The sequence below is a fragment of the Pelomonas aquatica genome (assembly GCF_026712205.1).
Classification (GTDB): Bacteria; Pseudomonadota; Gammaproteobacteria; order Burkholderiales; family Burkholderiaceae_C; genus Pelomonas; species Pelomonas aquatica.
The window spans coordinates 1-21,595 of the sequence record NZ_JAPPUW010000032.1; the positions used below are offsets into that span (position 1 = coordinate 1).

Consider the following 21,595-nt stretch of genomic DNA (forward strand, 5'->3'; position numbering starts at 1 on the left):
GGTCAGGCCGGCCGCGGCCAGGGCGGCCAGGCCGTCGCGGTCGAAGGGGTTGAGCATGCCGACCAGGGCCGTGCCGGGCTTCATCAGCGCCAGCTCGTCGGCGCCGGGGGCGCGTACCTTGAGGACGAGGTCGGCAGCGGACAGGCAGTCGATGCCGCCAATCGTTGCGCCAGCCGCCACATAGGCCTCGTCCGGCGCACTTGCCCGCAGGCCCGCCCCGGCCTGGACGCAAACGCTGTGGCCCTGGGCCACCAGTTTCTTCACCACCTCGGGTGTCAGTGCCACGCGGTTTTCGCCCGCTGCGGTCTCGATAGGAACGGCAATGCGCATGTCAATGGCTCATCTCTGGGAATGCAAAGGGCTAGGGCCTGTGAACGCTACGGCAATAGACCGCGAAGGTCGTTCGCCAGGGGCCAATCAAGGCGCAGCGCGCCGCCCGCATTGATATGCGGGCCAGCGGTGCAACGCGGAGTGGCCCCTGGCGAACGACCTTCCCTTCGGGTTGTGGCCAGGAAGGCCGCGCGCGGCGTTGCAAATCCTCGCCGGGCGGCTAGCCCGGCTGCGGTTTGCGCCTTGCTCGCGGCCTTCCTGGCCACAACGCGGCCTACTGCCGTAGCGTTCACAGGCCCTAGGGCGAAACGCGCACGAGCAGGTCGCCGTAGGTTTCGCGCAGCTTGTTCTTCAGCACCTTGCCGGTGCCGCCCAGCGGCAGGGCGTCCACGAACAGCACGCGGTCGGGCACCTGCCAGCTGGGCAGCTTCCCGTCGAAGAAGGCCTTGACCGCCTCCTCCGTCACGTCGGCGCCGGCGCGCCGAGTGACGATCAGGATCGGCCGCTCGTCCCATTTCGGGTGGCGGGCGCCAATGGCCGCCGCCGCAGCCACGCCCGGATGGGCCATCGCCAGGTTCTCGAGCTCCACGGAGGAGATCCACTCGCCGCCCGACTTGATCATGTCCTTGGCTCGATCACGGATGACCATAAAGCCGTTGGCGTCGATGGTGGCCACGTCGCCGGTGTCGAACCAGCCGTCGGTGGTGAGCGCCGGGGCCTCCGCCTTGAAGTAGGTGTCCACGATCCAATGCCCGCGGATCTGGAGATTGCCCTGCGTCTGCCCATCACGCGGCAGCTCTCTGCCGTCGTCGCCGGTCAGGCGCAGCTGCACGCCGTAGGGCGGGCGCCCCTGGCCCTGGCGCAGCTCGGCCTGGGCCTGCGGGCTCCATGACTCATGCTTCGCCAGCAACTGGTTGAGCGTCCCCAGGGGGCTGGTTTCGGTCATGCCCCAGGCATGAACGAGCTCGACGCCGAACTCGTCCCGGAACGCGGCGATCATCGACGGCGGCATCGCCGACCCGCCGACGATGGTGCGCTTCAGGCTCGCGGGCCGGCTGCCGCGCGAGCGCAGCGCGGCAAGCAGGCCCGCCCAGATCGTGGGCACGCCGAACGCGACCGTGACCTTCTCGTCCTCGATCAGCCCGGCCAGGCTGGCGCCATCCAGGCCGGGGCCGGGCAGCACCAGCCGAGCCCCCTGCGCCGCGGCGCCATAGGGCACGCCCCAGGCATTGACGTGGAACATCGGCACGACGGGCAGCACGGTGTCGCGCGCCGAAACGCCCATGCCGTCGGGGCTGTTGCCAACCAGGCTGTGCAGCACGGTGGAGCGGTGGCTGTAGAGCACGCCCTTGGGATGGCCCGTGGTGCCGGACGTGTAGCAAAGGGACGAAGGCAGGTTCTCGTCGAGCACCGGCCAGGCGTAGCTGTCGTCGCCGGATGCGACGAGCTCGTCGTAGAAGCGCAAGCCCGGCAGCAGGGCCTGCGCCTCGTCCTCGCGCGGCCCCATCAACACCACATGCTTGAGCGTCGGCAGGCTGGGCGCCAGCTTGGCGACCGCGGGCAGAAACGTGCGGTCGACGAAGAGCAGCTTGTCCTCGGCGTGCTTGAAGATGTAGACGAGGGTCTCGGGCGAGAGCCGCGGGTTGATGGTGTGGCAGACCATGCCGCCGCCCGAGACGCCGAAGTAGATCTCCAGGTGGCGGCGGTTGTTCCACGCGATGGTGGCGCAGCGGTCGCCGGCCTGCATACCCAATTTGCCGAGCGCCGACGCGAGCCGCCGTGCGTTGCGCTCGACCTGGCCCCAGTTGCTGCGTTCCACGCCACCGGTCGTCTCGACGGAGACGATCTCCGTGTCTGCGTGATAGCGCTGGGCATGGGCGATCAGCCCGGAGATCAACAGCGGATCCCCCATCATCTTTCCAAGCATGGGTCTATTTCCTTCGAATGTTGCTGGTTTCCAGGGCCTGCCAGGAGACGTCGCCGGTGTAGCTGGACGCCTGCCAGGCCGAATGGGCGCAGAAGGCCGCGCCTTGCTGCGTGTTTGCCAGGCAGGCGGACGTCGCGCCAGCCGCGGCCATTGCATCGGGATCGGGCAGGTCGGCAGACAAGCCCAAGATCAACGCCGTCTCAGCGAACGCTGCGACGGCCAGCAGGCCCCACAGCAACACACTCGCACGTCGAACCGTCTTCATCGCCGTCTCCTTGCAATCCTGCCCGGGCCATGGCCGCGGCAGTCGATGACTCCGGGCCAGCTGCGCCGCGGGCATTCGCCCGCCGTCGGTGTCCCGGTGAATCCGATGGCTCGCCTCATGCGGGCCGATCGCCTTTTCAATGCAGCGGAACGCCCGTCCTCGCCTGCACCTGCTCACGCGTGACGCCCTCGGCCAGCTCGACGAGCTTCAGGCCCTGCGGCGTCACGTCCATCACCGCCAGGTCGGTGATGATTCGGCTGACGACGCCGACGCCGGTCAGCGGCAGCGTGCAGTTAGGCATGATCTTCAGGTCTTCGCTGCCGTCCTTCTTGCGCGCCACATGCTCCATCAGCACGATGACGCGCTTGACGCCGGCGACGAGGTCCATCGCGCCGCCCATGCCCTTGACCATCTTGCCGGGGATCATCCAGTTGGCCAGGTCGCCGCGCTCGCTGACCTGCATGCCGCCGAGGATGGACAAATTCATCTTGCCGCCGCGGATCATCGCGAAGCCCTCGTGGCTGCTGACGATGGACGAGCCGGGGATGGTCGTCACCGTCTGCTTGCCGGCGTTGATCAGGTCGGGGTCCACCTCCTCCTCGGTCGGGAAGGGGCCGATGCCCAGCAGGCCGTTCTCGCTCTGCAGCCAGACTTCCTTGTCGGCCGGCACGAAGTTGGCGACCAGCGTCGGGATGCCGATGCCGAGGTTCACGTAGAAGCCGTCTTCCAGCTCCTGGGCCGCGCGCGCGGCCATCTGGTCTTGCGTCCAGGCCATCGCTCAGCCTCCCTTCTTCTCGGACAAGGTGCGCTTCTCGATGCGCTTCTCGGGCTTGGCGTTCACGACGATGCGGTGCACATAGATGCCCGGCAGGTGGACGGCGTCCGGGTCGATCTCGCCGGTCTCGACCAGCTGCTCGACTTCGACGACTGTGATCTCACCGGCCATCGCGCAGGCCGGATTGAAGTTGCGTGCCGTGCGGCGGAACACCAGGTTGCCGCTCCTGTCGGCCTTGTAGGCCTTGACCAGCGACACCTCCGGGGCAAGCGCGCGCTCCATCACATAGGTCGCACCGTCGAACTCGCGCAGCTCCTTGCCCTCGGCCACCACGGTGCCCACGCCGGTCTTCGTGAAGAAGGCCGGGATGCCGGCGCCGCCGGCGCGCAGCTTCTCGGCCAGCGTGCCCTGGGGCGTGAACTCCAGCTCCAGCTCGCCGGCCAGGTACTGGCGCTCGAACTCCTTGTTCTCGCCGACGTAGCTGGAGATCATCTTGCGGATCTGGCGCGTCTCCAGCAGCTGGCCGAGGCCGAAGCCGTCGACGCCCGCGTTGTTGGAGATCACCGTCAGGCCCCTGACGCCGCTGTCGCGCAGCGCCGCGATCAGCGCCTCGGGGATGCCGCACAGGCCGAAGCCGCCGACCGCCAGCAGTTGCTCGTCCTTCACGACCCCGCGCAGCGCCTCGGCGGCGCTGGGGTAGACCTTGTTCATCGTGCCTGTCTCCGCTCAATGGAAATGGCTGCGCTCAACCGAGCTTGACCATGACGTGCCGCGCGACCGTGTAGTCCTCCAGCGCGTACATGGAGAGATCCTTGCCGTAGCCGGAGGACTTCAGGCCACCGTGCGGCATTTCGCTGGTCAGCACGAAGTGCGTGTTGATCCAGGTGCAGCCGTATTGCAGTTGCGCGGCCGCGGCCATGCCACGCGAGATGTCCTGGGTCCAGACCGACGAGGCCAGGCCGTACTCGGAATCGTTGGCCCAGCGCAGGGCTTCGTCCGCATCGTCGAAGCGCGTCACCGAGACGACGGGGCCGAAGACCTCGCGCTGCACGATTTCGTCCGCCTGCAGCGCGCCGGCCACCACGGTCGGCTCGTAGAAGAAGCCGCTGCCGCTGCCCGCGCGGCCGCCCGCGGTGACCTCGATGTGCTTCTGCGCCGCCGCCCGCTCGACGAAGGCCGCCACACGCTGCTGCTGCCGCGCCGAGATCAGCGGACCCAGGTCGTTGTCGTCGTCGTTGGGCTGGTTGAACTTGAGGCTCTTGACCGCGCTGGAAAGGTCGGCAACGAGCTTGTCGTAGACCTTCTTGCCGGCATAGATGCGGCAGGCGGCCGTGCAGTCCTGGCCGGCGTTGTAGTAGCCGAACACCTTGACGCCTTCGACGACGCTGGCCAGGTCGGCGTCATCGAAGACGATAACCGGTGCCTTGCCGCCGAGTTCGAGGTGGGTCCGCTTCACCGTGCCCGTCGCTGCCTGCAGCACCTTCTTGCCCGTGCCGATGTCGCCGGTCAGCGAGACCATCGCCACCTTCGGGTGATGGATCAGCGCATTGCCCACGCTCTGGCCGCGCCCGGTGACGACGTTGACGACGCCGGCAGGAAAGATGCCGGCAATGATCTTCGCCAGCCTCAGCAAGGTCAGCGGCGTCTGCTCCGACGGCTTGATGACGACCGTGTTGCCGCCGGCCAGCGCGGGCGCAAGCTTCCAGGCCGCCATCATCAGCGGATAGTTCCACGGCGCGATGGAGGCCACGACGCCGATGGCATCGCGGCGGATCATCGACGTGTGGTTGGCGACGTATTCGCCCGATGCGGCGCCGTGCATCGTGCGTGCAGCGCCGGCGAAGAAGCGGAAGCAGTCGGCGATCGCCGGGATCTCGTCCTGCAGCACGCGGATGCGCGGCTTGCCGCAGTTGAGCGCTTCGAGGGTCGCGAAATCCTCGGCGGCGGCTTCGATCGCATCGGCGAGTTTCAGCAGCAGGCGGGAGCGCTCCGCGGGGGTGGTCCGCGACCAGGCGGTGAAGGCCCTGGACGCCGCCTCGACCGCCGCGTCGACCTGCTCCACCGACGCTTCCGGGAGGTCGATCAACAGAGCGCCGGTTTTCGGATTGAGGACTTGTTCTGCGGCCGCCGCACCCGCGACGAAGTCAGAACCGATCAGCATTTCATGGTCAAACATTCTTCACTCCTGTTTCTCGGATGATTTCCGGTGCCACGCACCGCTACGACGTCTGCTTATGCGCTGGCGCGCTCGATATTTCGTGATTCCGTACTGCTGCCGCGGTCCGCTCGAATAATGAAGTCGGCGGCCTTCTCGGCAATCATGATCGTTGGCGCATTCGTATTGCCGCTGACGATGCTCGGCATGATGGAAGCGTCGACGACCCGCAGGCCGCTGACGCCGCGCACGCGCAGCCGGTCATCCACGACCGCCATCTCGTCGAAGCCCATCTTGCACGTCCCCACCGGGTGGTAGACGGATTCTGAACACTCCCGCAGATATTGATCGATCTGGTCGTTGGTCTTGGCTTGCGGGCCCGGCCCATATTCAACGCCGCGATAAGGATCGAATGCCTTCTGCGCCAGAATGTCCCGCCCTATCCGGATACCATCGCGATAGACGCGAATATCGTCCGGATCGGAGAAATAGTTGGGCTGCATCAGCGGATGCTGGGTCGGGTCGGCCGACCGTATCTTCAGCCAGCCGCGACTCTTGGGGCGGGAGATATTGAGGAATGGCGTGAAGCCATGTTCGGGAATGATGTGCCGACCGTTTTCACGGTACATGATCATCTCGAAGTGATACTGGATATCCGGGGCGACCAGATCGGGCTGGCTCTTGACGAAGGCCAGCGCCTCCACACCGTGATAGGCGCCCGGGCCTTCCTGGTTCCACAGATAGTGGGCCAGCGCTGCGGCCGCGCGAACGGGGCGCACATAGGTCAGCAGAGAATTCGGTTGCGTCGAGCGGCATTGCAGGCCGACGGCGAGGTGGTCGTGCAGGTTCTGTCCGACGCCCGGCAATTCCGCCTTCACGGCGATACCGACCGACCGCAGATGCGCCGGGTCACCAATTCCAGACAATTGCAGCAGCTGCGGCGAATTGATGGCACCGCCCGACAGCAGAACTTCCCGGTCTGCGCGAATGGTTTGCTTGCGGCCATGGCGAAGATACTCGACCCCAACCGCCCGACCATGCTCGACGATGACGCGGGTGGCCAGCGCCTTGGTGATGATCTTGAGGTTTTTTCTGTCCTTCACCGGATGGATATAGGCGAAGGCCGTGCTCGATCGAACCCCCTTTTCTCCATCGGCCTTGATCGTGCTGTCGCAGGGGCCGAATCCCTCCTGCTCGCCGCCATTGAAATCATCCCGGTAGGGATAACCGGCCTGAACACCCGCCTCGACGAAAGCCTTGGAGAGCGGATGCTGGACGCCGTAGCGGCTGGTATACAGCGGGCCACCTTTTCCGTGGATGGCGCTGTTGGGGCCATTCCAGTTCTCGGATTTAAGGAAATAGGGCAGGCAATCCTTGAACGACCATTCGCTGTTGCCCATGGCCTCCCAGTTGTCATAGTCCGTGGCGCTGCCACGGATATAGACCATGCCGTTGATGCAGCTGCAGCCGCCGAGCACCTTGGCGCGCGGCCAGTACAGGCGCCGGCCCAGCAGATGCTGCTGGGGCTCGGTGTAATAACCCCAGTCGATCTGCCCGGTCTTCATCAGTTGGAAATAGCCGGCAGGCATGCCGATGAAGGGGCTGCTGTCCCGGCCGCCCGCTTCGATGAGCGTGACTTCGACATCCGGATTGGCAGAGAGCCGGTTCGCCAGCACGCAACCGGCGGAACCGCCGCCGACGACGACGTAGTCGGTCACACGTTTCTCCTGAGCTCGGCGTCCACGATGCCGGACACCACGTTGACGAAGCCGTCGATGTCGGCTTCCGTCATCGGCGTCGACAGGAAGCCCTTGCCGTTGCGTGCGATGTGGAAGCCCTCGACGGTCAAGGCACGCTGCAGCGCCGCGACCCGGTCGGCTTCCTGCGGCGTCGAGAACCCGGAGCGGTAGTCGGTGATCGGCCGGGTGTGGCCGTAGACCTTGAAGCTCGACGCAAAGCCGGTGACCTGCCCCGGGAAGCCCGACCTCGCAAAGGCCTCGTTCAATCCGGCGACCAGCCGCTCGTTGAGCCGGGCCATGCGATCGATGGCGGCCTGGTCGAGCAGGTCCAGCGTGACCTTGCCGGCGGTCATCGACACGGGGTTGGCCGTGAAGGTGCCGCTCCACGGCAGGCCCGGCTTGCCCTCGCGGTGGTCGTAGACCCGCATGAACTCCCGCCGCCCGACGACGGCACCGACGGGGAAGCCGCCGCCGATGATCTTGGCGAGGGTCGTCAGGTCCGGGTTGATGCCGAGCAGGGTCTGGGCGCCGCCGACATGGGACCGGAAGGTGATCACCTCGTCGAGGATGAAGAGCGCGCCGATCTCGCGGGTCACGCGCTCGACCATGTCGATGAAGGGCCGGGACATTTGCACAAAGCCCAGATAGCTCGGCGCCGCGTCGAGCAGGACGGCGGCGATGTCGGCGGCGTTCGCACGGATGATGCGCTCGGCGGCCTCGACGTCGTTGAACGGGATCACGACGACGTCGTTGGTCACGCCCTTGGGAACGCCCTTCGAATAGCCGACCGAGTTCGGATCGCCGCCCCAGTTCGCGGGAGAGGAATCGAGGCTGACCTCGGCGTAGTCGTAGGAGCCGTGATAGGCCCCTTCCGCCTTCACGATCTTGGGGCGGCCGGTGATTGCGCGAGCGGCCTTGATGGCGCTCATCACCGCTTCGGAACCCGAGTTGCAGAACCTCACCTGCTCGAAGCTCGCCGCGCGGCCGCAAATCGTTTCCGCCAGGGCGACTTCCGGCTCGGTCGGCAGCGTGAAGGCCGAGCCGTTGCCCACCTGGCGACGCACGGCCTGGACGACCTCGGGATGCGCGTGACCGTGGATCAGCGATGCGAAGTTGTTCAGCAGATCGAGCCGCCGCGTGCCATCGACGTCGATGACGTAGGCGCCCTCTCCGCGCGCCGCATAGACCGGGAAAGGCTCCTGCCAGGGCATCGTGCGGGTGATGCCGCCCGGCAGCACCTTCAGGCCACGGTCATAGAGTTCCTTGGAACGAGAGGTCGGATCGGGCCAGCTCGCCATGTTGACCTCCGTCAGCCGCGCAGCATCGCGCCGAAGCGAACGATGCTGTGCTGCATGCCTTCGTGGAAGGGCTTGGCGCTTGAATCGGCCAGCATCTGCATGGCCCCGGCGATGTGGAGATCGAGTGACACGGAATGACTCTCTTGATTGATTGATCGAATGTTGCGCGGCGCCACCGGCGCTCAGCGGTAGGTCAGTGCTTCTTCGTCGGGCTGTACAGCCGGAAAGGAAACGCGCTCCTCGGCGTACTCCAGGCCGTGCTTCCAGGGATGGCGATCACCCTGCTTGGGCAGGAGGTGCAGTGATCGCATGAAGTAGCCCGAGTTGACGTTCTCCGTGTCGATCCACGGCAGGCGCTGCATGTCGGCGTCCGCGGCAGGCACCTTGGGTACCACCACGTTGTAGCCCTGCTTCTCCATGTGCTCGCAAATGCGGCACACCAGGTCGGAGACCAGATCCGCGCGCAGCGTCCAGCTCGAGCGGATGTAGCCTGCAACATAGGCCATGTTGGGAATGCCTTCCATCATCAAGCCGCGGTAGCTGACGCGCTGGGTGAAGTCCACCGCCTCGCCGTCCACAAAGAAGGGCACGCCGCCGAACATCTTCATGTTGAAGCCGGTGGCGGTGACGACGATGTCGGCATCCAGGTGCTCGCCGCTGGTCAGCTGGATCCCGGTGGCATCCAAGCGCTCGATGCGGTCGGTGACCACCGAGGCCTTGCCGGAACTGATGGCGGCGAACAAGTCACCGTCGGGAATGATCGCGATGCGCTGCTGCCAGGGGCGGTAGCTCGGGTTGAAATGTTTCTCCACGTCGAAGCCCTCGGGCAGGAGGGCGCGCGCCTGCTCGATGAGCGCAGCACGCATTTCCTCGGGATGCGCGAAGGAGATTTCCACCTCGCCGTCGACCTTGGCGATGAAGGCGCGGCGCATGATCTCGTGTATCCAATCGGCGGGCAGGTCAAGCGCGCGCAGTTGGGTTTCCAGCGGATGGATCGGCGAATCCGCGGACATGAAGGTCGGCGTGCGCTGCAGCATGGTCACGTGCGCGACGGAGTCGGCCAGTGACGGGATCAGCGTGGCTGCCGTGGCGCCCGAGCCGATGACGACCACGCGCTTGCCGGTGTAGTCGAGGTCCTGCGGCCAGTGCTGCGGATGCACCCACTGGCCCCTGAAGTCCGCCATGCCGGGCCACTCGGGCGTGTAGCCCTTGCCATGGTCGTAGTAGCCGGTGCACATCCAGAGGAAGGTCGTCGTCAGCGTCAGCGTCTCGCCCGAATGGAGGCGGGTGATCTCCAGCGACCAGCGCTGATCCTGGGACGACCACTTGGCGGCCGTGAGCTTGTGTCCGTAGTGGAAGTGACGCGCGAGGTGGTTCTCCTCGATCAACTCGCCGAGGTAGGAGCGGATCTCGTCGACCGTGCCGATGGCGCGGCCGGTTTCCCAGGGCTTGAAGCTGTAGCCATAGGTGTAGCAGTCGCTGTCCGATCGGGCGCCGGGATAGCGGTGCGTCCACCAGGTGCCGCCGAAGCCATCCATCTCGTCGAGCACGGCAAACGAGTCATCAGGGAAGCGCTTGTGCATCGCGTAGGTGGCACCGATGCCCGAGATGCCAGTGCCGATGACGATGAAGTCGAGGTGCTGGCCATTCACGAGCGCGGCCTGATGCGGATGGGTCATGGCGGGCCTCCTGGTCAGACGTCGCTCAATGCTTGGCCTTGGCGCCGGCGAGGTGGTCTGCCCAGGCGCGGTCGAGCACAAAGGCCTGCAATGCGTTGACCTCATCCATCGTGATGTCCTGGAACATCGGCATGCCCTGGTCCTTGCGCAGCCCGCCGATGACGATGCCGGCGAACAGCCCGTGTGTTTCGGCCGAGGCGAACCGCAAGTCCTTGATGTTGCCGTTGGAGCTGATGGCCTCGTGACCATGGCAGTACACGCAGCCCTTGCCCTCCCACAGGATCGCCCCGGCGTGGATCTGTTCCTTGTTCTCCGGCCGCGGGAGTGGGGGTTGCGGGAGCATGAGAGGCGCAGCCTTGGCGAGCGTCGCGGTCGCACCGAGCTTGAACGCCAGCAGACGGGACGGGGACGCAAGCGTTCGCGGGGTCGAGGCAATGCGCGTCAGGACCTGGCCGATGGATGTCGAACCACCGTTGCCGACCGGCATGAGGACGATCTGCTCTCCGTCCAGCGTGACGGTCGTCGGCGCCGCCATGCCGACCCCCCCCCGTGTCGAATGACCACAGGAGCTTGCCGGTGTCTGCCGCAAACGCTTCGAACTTGCCGTCGCCCGTACCTTGGAAGACCAGGTTGCCCGCGGTCGTCAGCGTACCGCCGCTGTAAGGAATTTCGCGCTTGACGCGCCAGCGGGCCTTTTGAGCGACCGGATCCCAGGCGATCAGCTCGCCATAGGGCCGGTACTTCTCATTCCCGGGCTCGTAGCCGAAGTAGTCGTGCGTGCTCAGGCCACCGATCATGTCCGGCTTCAACTCCGCCAGGGACGGCACCACCGCCGCACCCAGGTAGACGAGACCCGTCTGTTCGTTGTAGGCCATCGCGTGCCAGTTGTGCGCACCTGACGTCGACGGAAGGATCACGGCCTTGCCGTCCTTGTGTTCCCAGTAGCGCGCATCCGCCTTGAAGATCGGGCGCCCGGTCTTGGGATCGATGCCACTCGCCCAGTTGACGGGAACGAGGTTGTTGGCCGAGAGGAACTTGCCGGTCTTGGCGTCCAGCACATAGAAGAAGCCGTTCTTCGGAGCCGTCATCACCACACGCCGCGATTTGCCGCCGACGGGCAGTTCGGTCAGCATCAGCGGGGCGTTCGGCGAATAGTTCCAGCCGTCGTTCGGCGTCTGCTTGTAGTGCCAGATGTATTTGCCGGTGCTCGCGTCGAGCGCGACAACCGAGTTCGTGTAGAGCTCGTCGCCGTGACCCTTGCCCCGCATCGTGGGAACCCAGGGCCCCGGGCCGTCGACACCGATGTAGAGCTGGTTGAGCTTGGCGTCGTAGGTCATGCCGTCCCAGACGCTGCCGCAGCCATTGGTCTTCGAGTGCCAGTCCTTGCCCCAGGTCTTCACCGCTCGCTCAAGCTCGGGCGTCTTCTGCTTGCCGTTCGCGGGATCGTCCGGCACGGTGTAGAAGCGCCAGAGCGGCTTGCCCGTCTTCTCGTCGAAGGCATCGACGTGACCACGACCGACGCCGGTGTCGCCGCAGGTGTTGCCGACGAAGACCTTGCCGCCCCCGACGCGCGGCGCCATCGTCATCGCATAGAAGCCCGTCTCCTGGGAGGAGTCGCAGGCCTCGACAGCCCAGACCCGCTCGCCGGTCTTGCGGTTGATGGCGTAGAGCTTGCAGTCCGCCGAGGCGTAGAACACGTGATCACCGCTGACCGCGATGCCGCGATTGATGTTGTATGCCCAGCGAGGGACGCTCGGCCCATCGGTCATCTTGACCGGCGCCTCGAACTTCCAGAGCAGCTTGCCGGTCTTCAGGTCGTTGGCGAACACCTGCGTGCGGGGAGCGCCCTGGTAGATGACGCCATCGACCACGAGCGCATTGCCGGCCAGGCCGTCCTTGATCGGCATCTCGGCCACCCAGGCCAGGCCGAGCTGGCCGACGTTCTTGTCGTTGATCAGTTGCAGCGGACTGTTGTGCTGCATGTCGGCATTGCGACCGAGCAGAGGCCAATCCTGATTGGGGGCCGCCGGAGCGAGCGCCGTCGCCATGGCGCCAATGGCCACCACCAGAAGTCGACTCGCATGGGTCACACGTACTGCAATCTTCCTGCCCGCTTGCATGCGGGCCTGGGTCGTCGCTCTCGTCATATCGGTCTCCTCGGCCTCTCTAGGGCTGATTCTCATCAGCAGCGTGAAATCATTATTGGTCATTTGACCATTTAAATTTCACCGGGTAAACGCTAGTTTTCCTATGCACCTTCTTGACCATCGACACAAATATGGTCGGATGCCCAATGATTTTTCTATCGAAGCGTACGCCCCGGGAGACTGCGAAGCAACACGCACCGGACCGCCGGCATCGAAGGCGCGGACAGGCCTGGACGCAGTTCGATCCGGCCCGCGCGTTCAACTTCAGCCGGGCAACTTGTGGGGGTCGCAGGCGATCTCTCAGGCGCGCGACACCCATGCTCAAGCGGAAGCGGCACGCCCCTTGTGCCGATAGACGGCTTCACCGCTGATTCCCCGGCCGTTGGTGGCCGCCTCGTAGGCGCGGTAGGCGAAGAAGTACTGGGCGAACACCACGGCCCACACGAACTCGGCGATCGTCAGCCAGTTGAAAAGCACATTGGTCTCCTCACCAGGGAAGGCGATGTAGCCGCCCTCGAGGAGCGAAATGCCCCAAAGAGCAGCGAGCCCGGCGAGGATCGCAATGCCATGCCCCACGAGGCGCACGGCAAACAACCTGGCCGCGAAATAGAGCATGCACACATTGAACGGCAAGCCGGCCACCAGGTAGAACTGCTGCAGGGTCGGCGACTCCAACCACACCGTTCTGGCCGCCAGGGCGAAGGCCGCACCGCCGGCGAAGGCCGCGACGTCGAACTGCCAGGAAAACTTGCGGCCCTTGAACAGCTCGACGAATCCAAGCGTCGCGATCACGGGGAAGCCGACACCTCTGGAAAAGGCGTCGCAAAAAAAGCCGACCGCCGTGAAACTGGCGTTCTGCAACAGGATCCCCAGAAGGATGTTGCTGGCGGAAAAGCCGAGCACGATCCACTCCCAGCCCAGCAACTGGTTCTTGAGCTTGAGGAACCTGATACCGAAGTAGATGCCGGTAAAGATTAGTGACAAGGTCGCGATGACCGACACGAGGTCGCGTGCATTCATTTGATAACTCTCCGATTGGGGCCTGTTAACACTACGAGAGCAGGCCCTAAGCTGCGCTGCGCCAGGCGGCGACGGCGTTCAGCGTCCCGTCATGCGCGATGAACTTGGGCAGTTGATGGGGCTGGAACGAGGGCCGGGTTGCGCGTGCTGGCCGCACACCATCCGCGTCGCCCTTGACGAGGAAGGAACCACCCGAATAGTTGCGGGGCGAGACGCCCGTCCAGCGCTTGAATGCGTGCCGGAAATTCGCCGCATCGCTGTAGCCGAGCAGCTCGGCGATGACCTCGGTCGTGTACCGGGTGCTGGTCACGTATCCGATGGCCAGCTCCTTGCGAACCTCGTCGAGCAGCAGGTTGTAGGAGGTGTCCAGCGCTTCCAGACGGCGGCGCAGCGTCCGCTCCGACATGCACAGCGTCTTTGCGAGGCCGGGCAGCGTCGGCGGCTTGCCGGTCGACTTGCGCAGCACGTCCTGGACCCGCCGCGCCAGGTCGTACTGGATCGCGAAGTCGGCCATCAGGGCATCGCAGATGCTGGCGCAGGCCGTGTGCGTGGCGGCATGCGACTGAGGGAGGGCGGCATCGAGGCGCGACTCATCAAACCGGATCTCGGCCAGCACGCCTTCCGGCAACTGGGCGTCAACGTGCGTCGGAACGCGCATCACGCTGCGCAGATCGTCCAGCCCGCCGATGAAGCCAGGGCGGCAGGCCACTTCGGCGACCGGCATCGGCTCGCACATCACGTCGTCCAGCAGCGTCTTCAGCTTGGCCACTTCGAATTGCAGGCACTGCACCCGCATGTCCTCGTCCATCGCGTAGCGCTGGTGGAAGCCGATGCAGGCCATGCCGCGCTCCCGGCGCACGGACAGGTGGAACTTCAGATCGAGCAGCGGCGAATAGGCCTCGGCAATGTTCAGCGCCTGGCTCAGGCTCGGGCTGCTGAGCAAGGCATAGCCCGCGATGCCATACGCCGTCAGGCGCATCCGCCTGGCCAGGCGCAACGCGAATCCAGGCGCGCAGGCCGCCGCGATGACGCGGTGAACGGCGTACTGCTGGCGAATGGAAACCCGGGTTGCCGGCCCATCCAGCTCCACACTGACCCCCTCGATCCGGTCATGCAGCAGGCGCTGGTCCACGCCCTCCTCCAGCGCCAGCTGAATGCCCGTCGCGAGCTCCGAGCAGGACAGGGAAAGGTCGTCCGCCGTGAGACATAGCCGCTCAGTCCAATCCGTCATTGCCGACCCCAATGTTCTCAATGACTCAATCGTTGTTCATTTGACCAATATCAAACATTGGTACTTCCACCAGCAGATTAGTCAGTTGACACAAATTTACTCGCCGTGCTACCCACCTTGCAGCCGGCCTTCGGATCTTGGCGACAGGGGCGAACAGGTCGGCGCGCCGGGGATGCGGGAGCGCAGGCAAGCCCTGCGCTTGGCTCAAATGCTCAATGTGGAAGACATCTCCTGGCGCACGTGGCAGAGCCCGACCTGACGCAGGCCGGAGCGCTGGGGCGCGACGGGGAGTGCTCAGGTGTCGTTGACCAGCACGTTCAACCGCGCCCCGGCGTCGACCAACACCTTGTGCAGGCGGTCCTTCTCGGCACTGGCTGCGCCCACGAGCTTCTGGCGCTGGCGCGCCGCCAGGCGGAGCTCACGCATCAGGGTCAATTCCATGGCCGGGCTCCTGCCGCTTGAACAACAATCACAAGCGTGCGGGCCCGCGAAAGTGCCGCCGACCAACGGCCTGCCGGACAAGCCCGGCGGCTCTGTTTGATGTGGGCCGTCAGGCGCACCCAGCCCCTCACGGGACTGGACAGCGCTCGCAGGCATTCCTGGGTACCAGTGGACGACAGCGGGGCAACTTGGAGATCACGGCCCAAGGCCATCAATGAATTGATCGACCTCTACCCGCGCCGGCCCGAACACCCCAGAATCTTCCATCATCCAGGGTGCTCACGGGTTCATGCCACTTAGTCCGCCTTAGAAGCAGGCACGGCTTGCGCGAGCTCCGGCCTTGCGAGGTAGCTCGCCATATCCCCGATCTCCTGCTGCGAAAGAGCAGCGGCAATCGCTGGCATGGCCCCGCTGACATCCTTGCGTGCGCCACTTTTGAAGCGCGTGAGCTGATCGACCAGATAGTCGTAACCCTGCCCGGCCAGACGCGGATTCAGATCTTTACCTTCCAACTGCTGGCCATGACAGGCGACGCAGCCCTTGGTCTTGACCAGTGCTTCGCCGCGCGCCACGCGCCCTGCATCAGCACTGAACGTTGTGTTCGGCTGCGGCGCCATTTTTGCGAAGAAGGCCGCCAGGCCATCGATATCGGATTCCGACAAGCTCACGGCGAGCGTCGTCATCGTCGAATCGCTGCGCTCGCCGCTGGCGAAGGCCTTGAGTTGCTTCTTGATATAGGCTTCCGGCTGGCCGGCCAAACGTGGATAGCCTTGCGCGCGCGCATGACCTTCAAAACCGTGGCAGGCAATGCAAGCGTCGCTGACACGCGGCCACGGACCACCCAGCCGCTCGTTCTCGCGGGATATCTGCTCGAGCTGCCTGCCCAGTTGGAACAGGCTGTAGAGCTCCGGCCCGTAGACCAGGGCGGCGATAACAACGGCTGCCAAGATCAGGCCACCCGACAGGCTGACCAGCCAACGGCTGCGACTGCGCGATTTCGTTGTGGGATTCATCATGCAGCCCTCTTTGCGGCCACCGCCTGCAATGCCTGCAATGCCGCCTTGTGACCAGAGCGAATGGCGCCATCCATCGTGGTGATCCAGATGTCCGCCGTTTCCGTGCCCGCCCAGATCAGCCGACCGATGGACGGCTTCAACACATCGCCATACTTGGTAAGAAAGCCGGGGGGTATTGGCGATGTACAGCTCAAGGACCAGCGGTCGACCTTGCCCCAGTCATGGTCGTAGAAAGCGACGGGATGCAATGCTTCCTCGCCCAGCGCCTGGGCGTAGATCTGCGTGAGTTCAGCCTCGGCGGATTTGGGGTCGGATGGCAACGCACCGTTGTTGATAAAGGCCGAGATAACGCCGAAGGAAACATCCTCCGGTGAATTGTCGTAGGCCCACTGGACTGGGCCCTTCAACTGCGTGATCAACCCGCTCAGGCCCTTGTCGCGCCAGAATGCCTTCTTGTAGACATGCGCTGTCTTGCGCATTGGTGCATAGGCGGGAAAACGCCGCTGCATTTCGCGGCGTTTCTCCGGCAGTTGCGGCTCAAAGGCAATCTGGTGACACAGTGACGGCGAGAGCGCAACTATCACGCTGCGCGCGCGGATGACCCCTTTCGGTGTGTGGATGGCAGCCGGTCCGTCCTGCCAGTTCTCGATACGCAACACTGGGCTCGACAGCCGAACCTTGTCGCCCAGCGCCTCCGCCATCTTGATCGACAGGATTTGCGATCCGCCCGAGATGCGGGACTCTTGGGCACCGCCCTTGATGCCCTCGAGCTGTTCGTAGTGGTTGCTGGCCGAATTGATCAGAGATAGGTAATGCAGCAGCCCTAATTTCGACGGCGGCACGCCCGTCGTCGCCTGCGCGAGGAGCGAAAGATTGAACTGCTCTTCTGTTGAGAGATTCTTTGAGGCCAGCCAGTCGCCATACGACATGGCATCGAACTCGGCGGCGCGCGGCGCGGTCCATGGCGCCGCGGTCGGCACAGTCCGGGCCATCTCTTCAAGTTCATGCCGCAGCTTCGGATCGGTGCTCAGGCTGCCATCGAATTCAACAGTGGCGCGAACCCCGTTGGCCAGCAGCACGTACTTTCCCCGGTAGTAGGTGGGAAAAGTGCCGACACCCAACTCGCGGGCCAGATCAGCGATCGCGGTCTGACCCGGGCCGATCCACTGACCGCCGGCTTCCGAGAAGTACCCTTTGCCGAGGTCGTGATTCAAGGTCCGACCACCGACACGATCACGCGCTTCCAACACCAAGAAGGACTCGCAGCCGGCGCGCTTGAGGTCGCGCGCGGCGGTCAGGCCGGCCAGTCCGGCGCCGATGATGACGACGTCGAGAATTTCTCCCGTCTTGTCTGCGCCGCCGGCAAATGCCCGCCCAGTGCTCACGCTCGTGCCGGTCACGGTGGCCGTGGCGCTCGCGAGCTTGAGCAGTTGCCTGCGCCCGATGCCGACTTGGGCGTTGGATGAATTCTGCTTGTTCATATCTGTCACCTTCTTTTGTGTACGCCCGCCTTCAGAACATCCCGACTTCGCGAAAGTCCTCGCGCTTCAGCAAATCAAGGGGCTCTGCCAACTGGCCATCCATGTCGACCCAGCCGTTCAACGTCGCGCTGCGCGACCAGCCCAGCAGACGCTGGATTTCTTCCGGGAAGGTCTTGATCGTCTCGACCGGGACCGACAGATACTGGTTCTCCTCTTGCCGCAGGAACGCGAGGTCGAAAGCCATGGTGACGCCGGTTCGGGAGTCGTTGGAGCGGTTCTCTCCGCCGCCGTGGTAGAGCGATCCCAAGCAAAGGCCAATCCTGGTCAGCGGCCGCCGGAGCGAGGGCCGTCGCCATGGTGCCCAAAGCCGCCACCAGCAGTCGCAAAACGTTGGTCATTCGCACACCAATCTTCTAACCCATCCCCATGCTGGCCCGGGTTGTCGTACTAGCAATCTAGGTCCCCTCGGATCAAGGTGGCCTCATCCGCATGAACAACCTGAAAATATTATTGGTCATGCGACCTTGTTGCAGAAACAGGGTTAACGCTAGCTATCGCTGATGCATACATTCGGTCATCAGCACTCAGCGGTCGATTGGCCAACCTTTTTCAAGGAACGGCAGCACTGCGAGGCAACGCCCACCAAGCCGCTTGCATCAAGGAGGGCGCACATGCAGCACACGGGGACCACGAGAATTTGGCCTCAGCGCATCTCAACGCGGCCGACAGGCACCTAGTGGGCCCATGCGCGCCACTGCACATTGAGCCAAATTGGCAGCGAGAGGCAAGCCTCCATCGGCGCCACCTCGTTCGCTGCAAAGAGGAACAATCGATGTCGCAGGAAAACGCAATGCTGGGCAATGGCGCTGGACGCCTTCTACGAGTCCTGACGTACTGGGACCTGGTCGTCTATGGCCTGGCTTACATCTCGCCGCTGGGGCCCTTCTCCACCTGGGGATTCGCGCTGGCGCTGTCCGGCGGCGCGGCTCCGCTGGCCTTTGCCCTCGGCGCCGCGGCCCTGCTCTTCACGGCGATTTCCTACGCCAGCATGGCGAAGGAGGTCGCCGGCAGCGGATCGGCATTCGGCTACGCCCGGGCCGCCATGGGCGACATGATCGGATTCCTGACCGGCTGGATGGTGCTGCTGGACTACCTGCTGCTGCCGGCGCTGATGTACGTGCTGTTCGGGATCGGCATGTCCCTGATCGTGCCCGACGTGCCGCGCTGGGCCTGGATCCTCGTCATGGCCGCGTACAACATCGGCGTGAACTGGTTCGGCGTGAAGAACGGCGCCCGGTTCAACACCGCCACGCTGGTCGGCCAGTTCCTCACGCTGGCCCTGGTGATCGGCTGGACGCTCCACGCCATGCACACCCATCGGCTGCCGGTCTTCACCGCGGGTGCCTGGTGGGGGCCGGCGTCGAGCGGCCAGGGGGTGCTGGCGGCAACGTCGCTGTGCCTCATGTCCTATCTGGGCTTCGACGCCATCACGACCCTCACCGGCGAGGTCAGGTCGGAGCAGCGCCACCTCGTGGGCCGCGCGGTGCTGACGACGCTGGCCGCCATCGCCGTGCTTGCCGTCATGCAGGTCTGGATCTTCGCGGACCTGGCGGCGGGATTCGAGTTCAAGGACCTGGCCACGGCGAGCTTCGAAGCCTTCGCGGCGCGTGTCGATCCGGCACTGGCCCAGATCGTGACGCTGGCCATGTCGCTGACGCTGGCCTTCTCGATTTCGCCCCCCATGGTGGTTGCGGTCTCGCGGGTCCTGCACTCGATGGCCAGCCATCGCCAGATGCCGGCGTTCCTCGGGCATCTTCATCCCCGCTACGGCGTGCCGGATCGCGCCATCCTGGCGTCCGGCGCGCTGTCCATCGCGGTGGCCCTCCCCTTCGCCGACCATTTCGACACGCTGACCTCGATGGTGAATTTCGGCGCCATCCTCGCGTTCATCGCCGTGAACGCCTCGGTCATCGCCTACTACCGGATCAGGCGCGGCTCCCCCCGGCTGTTCGTGCACCTGATCCTGCCGCTCATCGGCATCGTCATCCTGCTGATGGTCTTGACGCAGATGAGCCGGGTCGCCCTGGCCGTCGGCGGGGCCTGGATGCTGGTCGGCCTGGTCGTGGCCGCCCTTCTGCGCGCCCGCGGCACCGGACTGTCCTCCGCTGAGGTCGGCTGAGGAGAACCATGGCTACCGCCCGCAAGAAGCCTGTTGCCGCCATGGCGACAACGCCCCCGGCGGACGAGATTCCCTCGCTCGACGCCCTGCGCAAGTTGGTCGAGAAATTCCAGGTTCCGGGCATCGAGTTCGAAGGGCTGGCCGACTGGCAGCACAGGGATCTCGAAGCCCTTGCCGAGACGAACCGCCAAGCCTACGAGGACATCAAGGCACTGGTCGAGCGCCGCAACGAGATCCTGCAGCAGACGCTCGCGCAATGGCAGGATGCACTGAAAAGCCCGCTCAGCAAGGAAGAGTTCGCCGAGCAGTCCGAGGCGGCGAAGCGCGGCATGCAGCAGGCGATCGACCACTTCCGGGAACTGTCCGAGATCGAAGAGAAGCTGCGCACCGACGCCTGGAAGGTCATGCAGGAGCAGCGGTGTCGCCGATCTGCTTGGCGAAGCCGATGATCTGGATCTCGAAGTCCTCGTCTTCCAGCTTCCCGACGCGCACCAATCGCCAGGCCAGGCAGGGTGGCCGGCGCACCCAAGCCCGCCGGATGTCCTGCTGAACTATCGGGCCGTGGGGATGCTGCTCAGCCGGGACAGCGATTCCAGCAGCCGCTGATAGGTGGGCGACACACGCAACGCCTGCGCGCCCGCCTGCTGCAGGTCTTGCACGTCCACGGCCTCGATGGTGAAAGCGGTCGGAACGCGCAGCAGTGAGTGGCGCATCTTGTCGTCAGGCACGTCATGCAGGCTGACATTGATGACGTGGATCTCGGCATCGGCTGCGAAGGGGCTGCCCGGCTGGCCGCGGGTGCGTTCGATCTCGGCACGCCAACGCTGGGTGTCGTCGTTCAGCAGGCCCAGGGTGATTTCGGTCTCGCGCGATGCAGCACCGAAGATCAGGGTCTCCAGCACCTGGGTCGTGGTCGGCACACGGTCGCTCTTGTCCACGCGCTCGGTCAGGCCACGCTCGGAATTGACGGTCACGAGCACCAGGCGCCGGATCGTGCCGGGCTTGACGTCGGCAAAGTTCGCGCTCATTGAGCCCAGCGTCACCATCCGGTCCAACATCAGCCTCACGCCGAGGTTGTCGGTCACGCCACCGTCGACGAGGTGGATGAAGGGCTTGTCCCTCGCGTTGCCAAAGGCCTCGGCCGTGCGCTGCAGCATGCGGCTGCGGTAGCTCTGGTCTTCCGGGTTTGCGGCCAGCGTAGCGGACGCTGATGCCGGGCGGGGGCAGGCGTCGGCGTGGTTCTGCAGGGTGACCGGCGACAGCAACAGCGGCACGGCGGACGACGCGGCCACGGCGAAGCTCAGCGGCGTGGCATCGAGGTCTGAGCAGATGCGCTGGAACTGCTCCACCGTGAAGTCGAATGGCGCGCCGCTGGTGAGGTCGGTCGCCGTGATCATCAGCTCGGGCGCCCCGGGGCGTCGCCGCACATCGGCAAAGGTGCGTCCCTGGAAGAGCTCGTCAAAGCGTTGCGCCAGGATCTGGCTGCGCCCGTACCACGGCGACGTGAGCCGGTACAGGCGCTGCGGCCACAGGGCCTCGCGGATCAGCCGGCTCTCGACGGGCAGCAGCAGGAAGTCGGGCTCGAAGCGGTCGAGCGTCTCGTCGCCGAAAGCTGCAAAGTGCGCCGCCAGGATGCTGCCTCCCGACACGCCGCTGATCATCGCGGTGTGGTCGAGCAAGGTGGTGGGCTGGCCGTCCAGCGTGAAGGCGGTGGCCTTCAGTTCGCGCAGCACGCCCAGGCCGAAGGCGGCCGCACGTGCACCTCCACCGGACAGCGTGACCGCCATCATCACCGGCTGGTTGGCAGGCGGCGGCAGCGGCTGCGGTCCAGTCTCGCTGGACAGGCCTGAGGCGGCGCTCGACAGTGGGGAGTTGATCCAAGGCCGGTAGCTGGAACATCCCGCGAGTAGTG

Annotated in this window: 17 protein-coding genes and 2 pseudogenes; 2 read left to right on the plus strand and 17 right to left on the minus strand. The window is 65.1% G+C overall.

Features of this window, described 5'->3' with window-relative positions:
• From NYP07_RS22375 to NYP07_RS22450, 16 genes and pseudogenes are all read right to left on the minus strand, one after another.
• Window positions 1–330, minus strand: a pseudogene (locus tag NYP07_RS22375) (NAD(P)(+) transhydrogenase (Re/Si-specific) subunit alpha); the annotation flags it as partial.
• Window positions 331–628: 298 nt separating this feature from the next.
• Window positions 629–2,257 carry a long-chain-fatty-acid--CoA ligase gene (locus NYP07_RS22380; RefSeq protein ID WP_268154142.1) on the minus strand — a complete coding sequence of 543 codons (1,629 nt, stop codon included), beginning with the start codon at window positions 2,255–2,257 and terminating at the stop codon, window positions 629–631.
• A gap of 4 nt (window positions 2,258–2,261) precedes the next feature.
• Window positions 2,262–2,522, minus strand: a complete 261-nt coding sequence (locus tag NYP07_RS22385) for a hypothetical protein (protein WP_268154144.1) — start codon at window positions 2,520–2,522, stop codon at window positions 2,262–2,264.
• Between the two features lie 136 nt (window positions 2,523–2,658).
• Entirely contained in the window at window positions 2,659–3,297 is a 639-nt protein-coding gene (locus tag NYP07_RS22390; protein WP_268154146.1) for a 3-oxoacid CoA-transferase subunit B, read from the minus strand.
• Window positions 3,298–3,300: 3 nt separating this feature from the next.
• On the minus strand, window positions 3,301–4,008 hold the full coding sequence (locus NYP07_RS22395) for a CoA transferase subunit A (protein WP_268154148.1): 708 nt from the start codon (window positions 4,006–4,008) through the stop codon (window positions 3,301–3,303).
• Window positions 4,009–4,042: 34 nt separating this feature from the next.
• Window positions 4,043–5,458: a gamma-aminobutyraldehyde dehydrogenase gene (locus NYP07_RS22400; RefSeq protein ID WP_378990142.1), complete on the minus strand. Its 1,416-nt coding sequence runs from the start codon at window positions 5,456–5,458 to the stop codon at window positions 4,043–4,045.
• A gap of 71 nt (window positions 5,459–5,529) precedes the next feature.
• A complete protein-coding gene (locus tag NYP07_RS22405; protein WP_268154152.1) occupies window positions 5,530–7,170 on the minus strand; it encodes a choline dehydrogenase in 1,641 nt (546 codons plus the stop codon).
• Window positions 7,167–8,489 (minus strand): aspartate aminotransferase family protein, encoded by a 1,323-nt coding sequence (locus NYP07_RS22410; RefSeq protein ID WP_268154154.1) that lies wholly within the window; start codon window positions 8,487–8,489, stop codon window positions 7,167–7,169. The genes NYP07_RS22405 and NYP07_RS22410 overlap by 4 nt, the downstream gene beginning before the upstream one ends.
• Before the next feature lie 182 nt (window positions 8,490–8,671).
• Window positions 8,672–10,168 carry a flavin-containing monooxygenase gene (locus tag NYP07_RS22415; protein WP_268154156.1) on the minus strand — a complete coding sequence of 499 codons (1,497 nt, stop codon included), beginning with the start codon at window positions 10,166–10,168 and terminating at the stop codon, window positions 8,672–8,674.
• 101 nt (window positions 10,169–10,269) lie between these two features.
• Window positions 10,270–12,378 (minus strand): outer membrane protein assembly factor BamB family protein, encoded by a 2,109-nt coding sequence (locus NYP07_RS22420; RefSeq protein ID WP_268154158.1) that lies wholly within the window; start codon window positions 12,376–12,378, stop codon window positions 10,270–10,272.
• Between the two features lie 258 nt (window positions 12,379–12,636).
• The gene (locus tag NYP07_RS22425; RefSeq protein ID WP_268154160.1) at window positions 12,637–13,335 is read right to left on the minus strand and encodes a hypothetical protein; all 699 of its coding nucleotides are present in this window, start codon (window positions 13,333–13,335) and stop codon (window positions 12,637–12,639) included.
• Between the two features lie 46 nt (window positions 13,336–13,381).
• Complete coding sequence (locus NYP07_RS22430) at window positions 13,382–14,566, minus strand: helix-turn-helix transcriptional regulator (RefSeq protein ID WP_268154162.1); 1,185 nt, start codon at window positions 14,564–14,566, stop codon at window positions 13,382–13,384.
• A 300-nt stretch (window positions 14,567–14,866) separates the two neighbouring features.
• Window positions 14,867–14,992, minus strand: a pseudogene (locus NYP07_RS22435) (IS110 family transposase); the annotation flags it as partial.
• 311 nt (window positions 14,993–15,303) lie between these two features.
• The gene (locus tag NYP07_RS22440) at window positions 15,304–16,023 is read right to left on the minus strand and encodes a c-type cytochrome (protein WP_268154164.1); all 720 of its coding nucleotides are present in this window, start codon (window positions 16,021–16,023) and stop codon (window positions 15,304–15,306) included.
• Window positions 16,020–17,504 (minus strand): flavin monoamine oxidase family protein, encoded by a 1,485-nt coding sequence (locus tag NYP07_RS22445; RefSeq protein ID WP_268154166.1) that lies wholly within the window; start codon window positions 17,502–17,504, stop codon window positions 16,020–16,022. The genes NYP07_RS22440 and NYP07_RS22445 overlap by 4 nt, the downstream gene beginning before the upstream one ends.
• Window positions 17,505–17,535: 31 nt before the next feature.
• On the minus strand, window positions 17,536–17,811 hold the full coding sequence (locus NYP07_RS22450) for a hypothetical protein (protein WP_268154169.1): 276 nt from the start codon (window positions 17,809–17,811) through the stop codon (window positions 17,536–17,538).
• A 525-nt stretch (window positions 17,812–18,336) separates the two neighbouring features.
• On the opposite strand from NYP07_RS22450, the gene NYP07_RS22455 reads away from it, so the two are divergent.
• Together NYP07_RS22455 and NYP07_RS22460 are read left to right on the plus strand one after the other, a co-directional pair.
• The gene (locus NYP07_RS22455; protein ID WP_268154171.1) at window positions 18,337–19,683 is read left to right on the plus strand and encodes an APC family permease; all 1,347 of its coding nucleotides are present in this window, start codon (window positions 18,337–18,339) and stop codon (window positions 19,681–19,683) included.
• An 8-nt stretch (window positions 19,684–19,691) separates the two neighbouring features.
• Entirely contained in the window at window positions 19,692–20,132 is a 441-nt protein-coding gene (locus tag NYP07_RS22460) for a phasin family protein (RefSeq protein ID WP_268154173.1), read from the plus strand.
• Window positions 20,133–20,234: 102 nt separating this feature from the next.
• Here the strand turns inward: NYP07_RS22460 and NYP07_RS22465 are convergent, their stop codons facing one another.
• On the minus strand, window positions 20,235–21,473 hold the full coding sequence (locus NYP07_RS22465; RefSeq protein WP_268154174.1) for a patatin-like phospholipase family protein: 1,239 nt from the start codon (window positions 21,471–21,473) through the stop codon (window positions 20,235–20,237).
• Window positions 21,474–21,595: the final 122 nt, after the last annotated feature.

What these genes read in the sequence shown, in the direction of transcription:
- NYP07_RS22455 (WP_268154171.1), top strand. Translation starts at nt 18,337, where the DNA reads ATGTCGCAGGAAAACGCAATGCTGGGCAATGGCGCTGGACGCCTTCTA.
- NYP07_RS22420 (WP_268154158.1), bottom strand. Translation starts at nt 12,378, where the DNA reads ATGACCAATAATGATTTCACGCTGCTGATGAGAATCAGCCCTAGAGAG.
- NYP07_RS22390 (WP_268154146.1), bottom strand. Translation starts at nt 3,297, where the DNA reads ATGGCCTGGACGCAAGACCAGATGGCCGCGCGCGCGGCCCAGGAGCTG.
- NYP07_RS22445 (WP_268154166.1), bottom strand. Translation starts at nt 17,504, where the DNA reads ATGAACAAGCAGAATTCATCCAACGCCCAAGTCGGCATCGGGCGCAGG.
- NYP07_RS22380 (WP_268154142.1), bottom strand. Translation starts at nt 2,257, where the DNA reads ATGCTTGGAAAGATGATGGGGGATCCGCTGTTGATCTCCGGGCTGATC.
- NYP07_RS22385 (WP_268154144.1), bottom strand. Translation starts at nt 2,522, where the DNA reads ATGAAGACGGTTCGACGTGCGAGTGTGTTGCTGTGGGGCCTGCTGGCC.
- NYP07_RS22415 (WP_268154156.1), bottom strand. Translation starts at nt 10,168, where the DNA reads ATGACCCATCCGCATCAGGCCGCGCTCGTGAATGGCCAGCACCTCGAC.
- NYP07_RS22460 (WP_268154173.1), top strand. Translation starts at nt 19,692, where the DNA reads ATGGCTACCGCCCGCAAGAAGCCTGTTGCCGCCATGGCGACAACGCCC.
- NYP07_RS22425 (WP_268154160.1), bottom strand. Translation starts at nt 13,335, where the DNA reads ATGAATGCACGCGACCTCGTGTCGGTCATCGCGACCTTGTCACTAATC.
- NYP07_RS22410 (WP_268154154.1), bottom strand. Translation starts at nt 8,489, where the DNA reads ATGGCGAGCTGGCCCGATCCGACCTCTCGTTCCAAGGAACTCTATGAC.
- NYP07_RS22440 (WP_268154164.1), bottom strand. Translation starts at nt 16,023, where the DNA reads ATGATGAATCCCACAACGAAATCGCGCAGTCGCAGCCGTTGGCTGGTC.
- NYP07_RS22395 (WP_268154148.1), bottom strand. Translation starts at nt 4,008, where the DNA reads ATGAACAAGGTCTACCCCAGCGCCGCCGAGGCGCTGCGCGGGGTCGTG.
- NYP07_RS22400 (WP_378990142.1), bottom strand. Translation starts at nt 5,458, where the DNA reads ATGCTGATCGGTTCTGACTTCGTCGCGGGTGCGGCGGCCGCAGAACAA.
- NYP07_RS22430 (WP_268154162.1), bottom strand. Translation starts at nt 14,566, where the DNA reads ATGACGGATTGGACTGAGCGGCTATGTCTCACGGCGGACGACCTTTCC.
- NYP07_RS22465 (WP_268154174.1), bottom strand. Translation starts at nt 21,473, where the DNA reads ATGATGGCGGTCACGCTGTCCGGTGGAGGTGCACGTGCGGCCGCCTTC.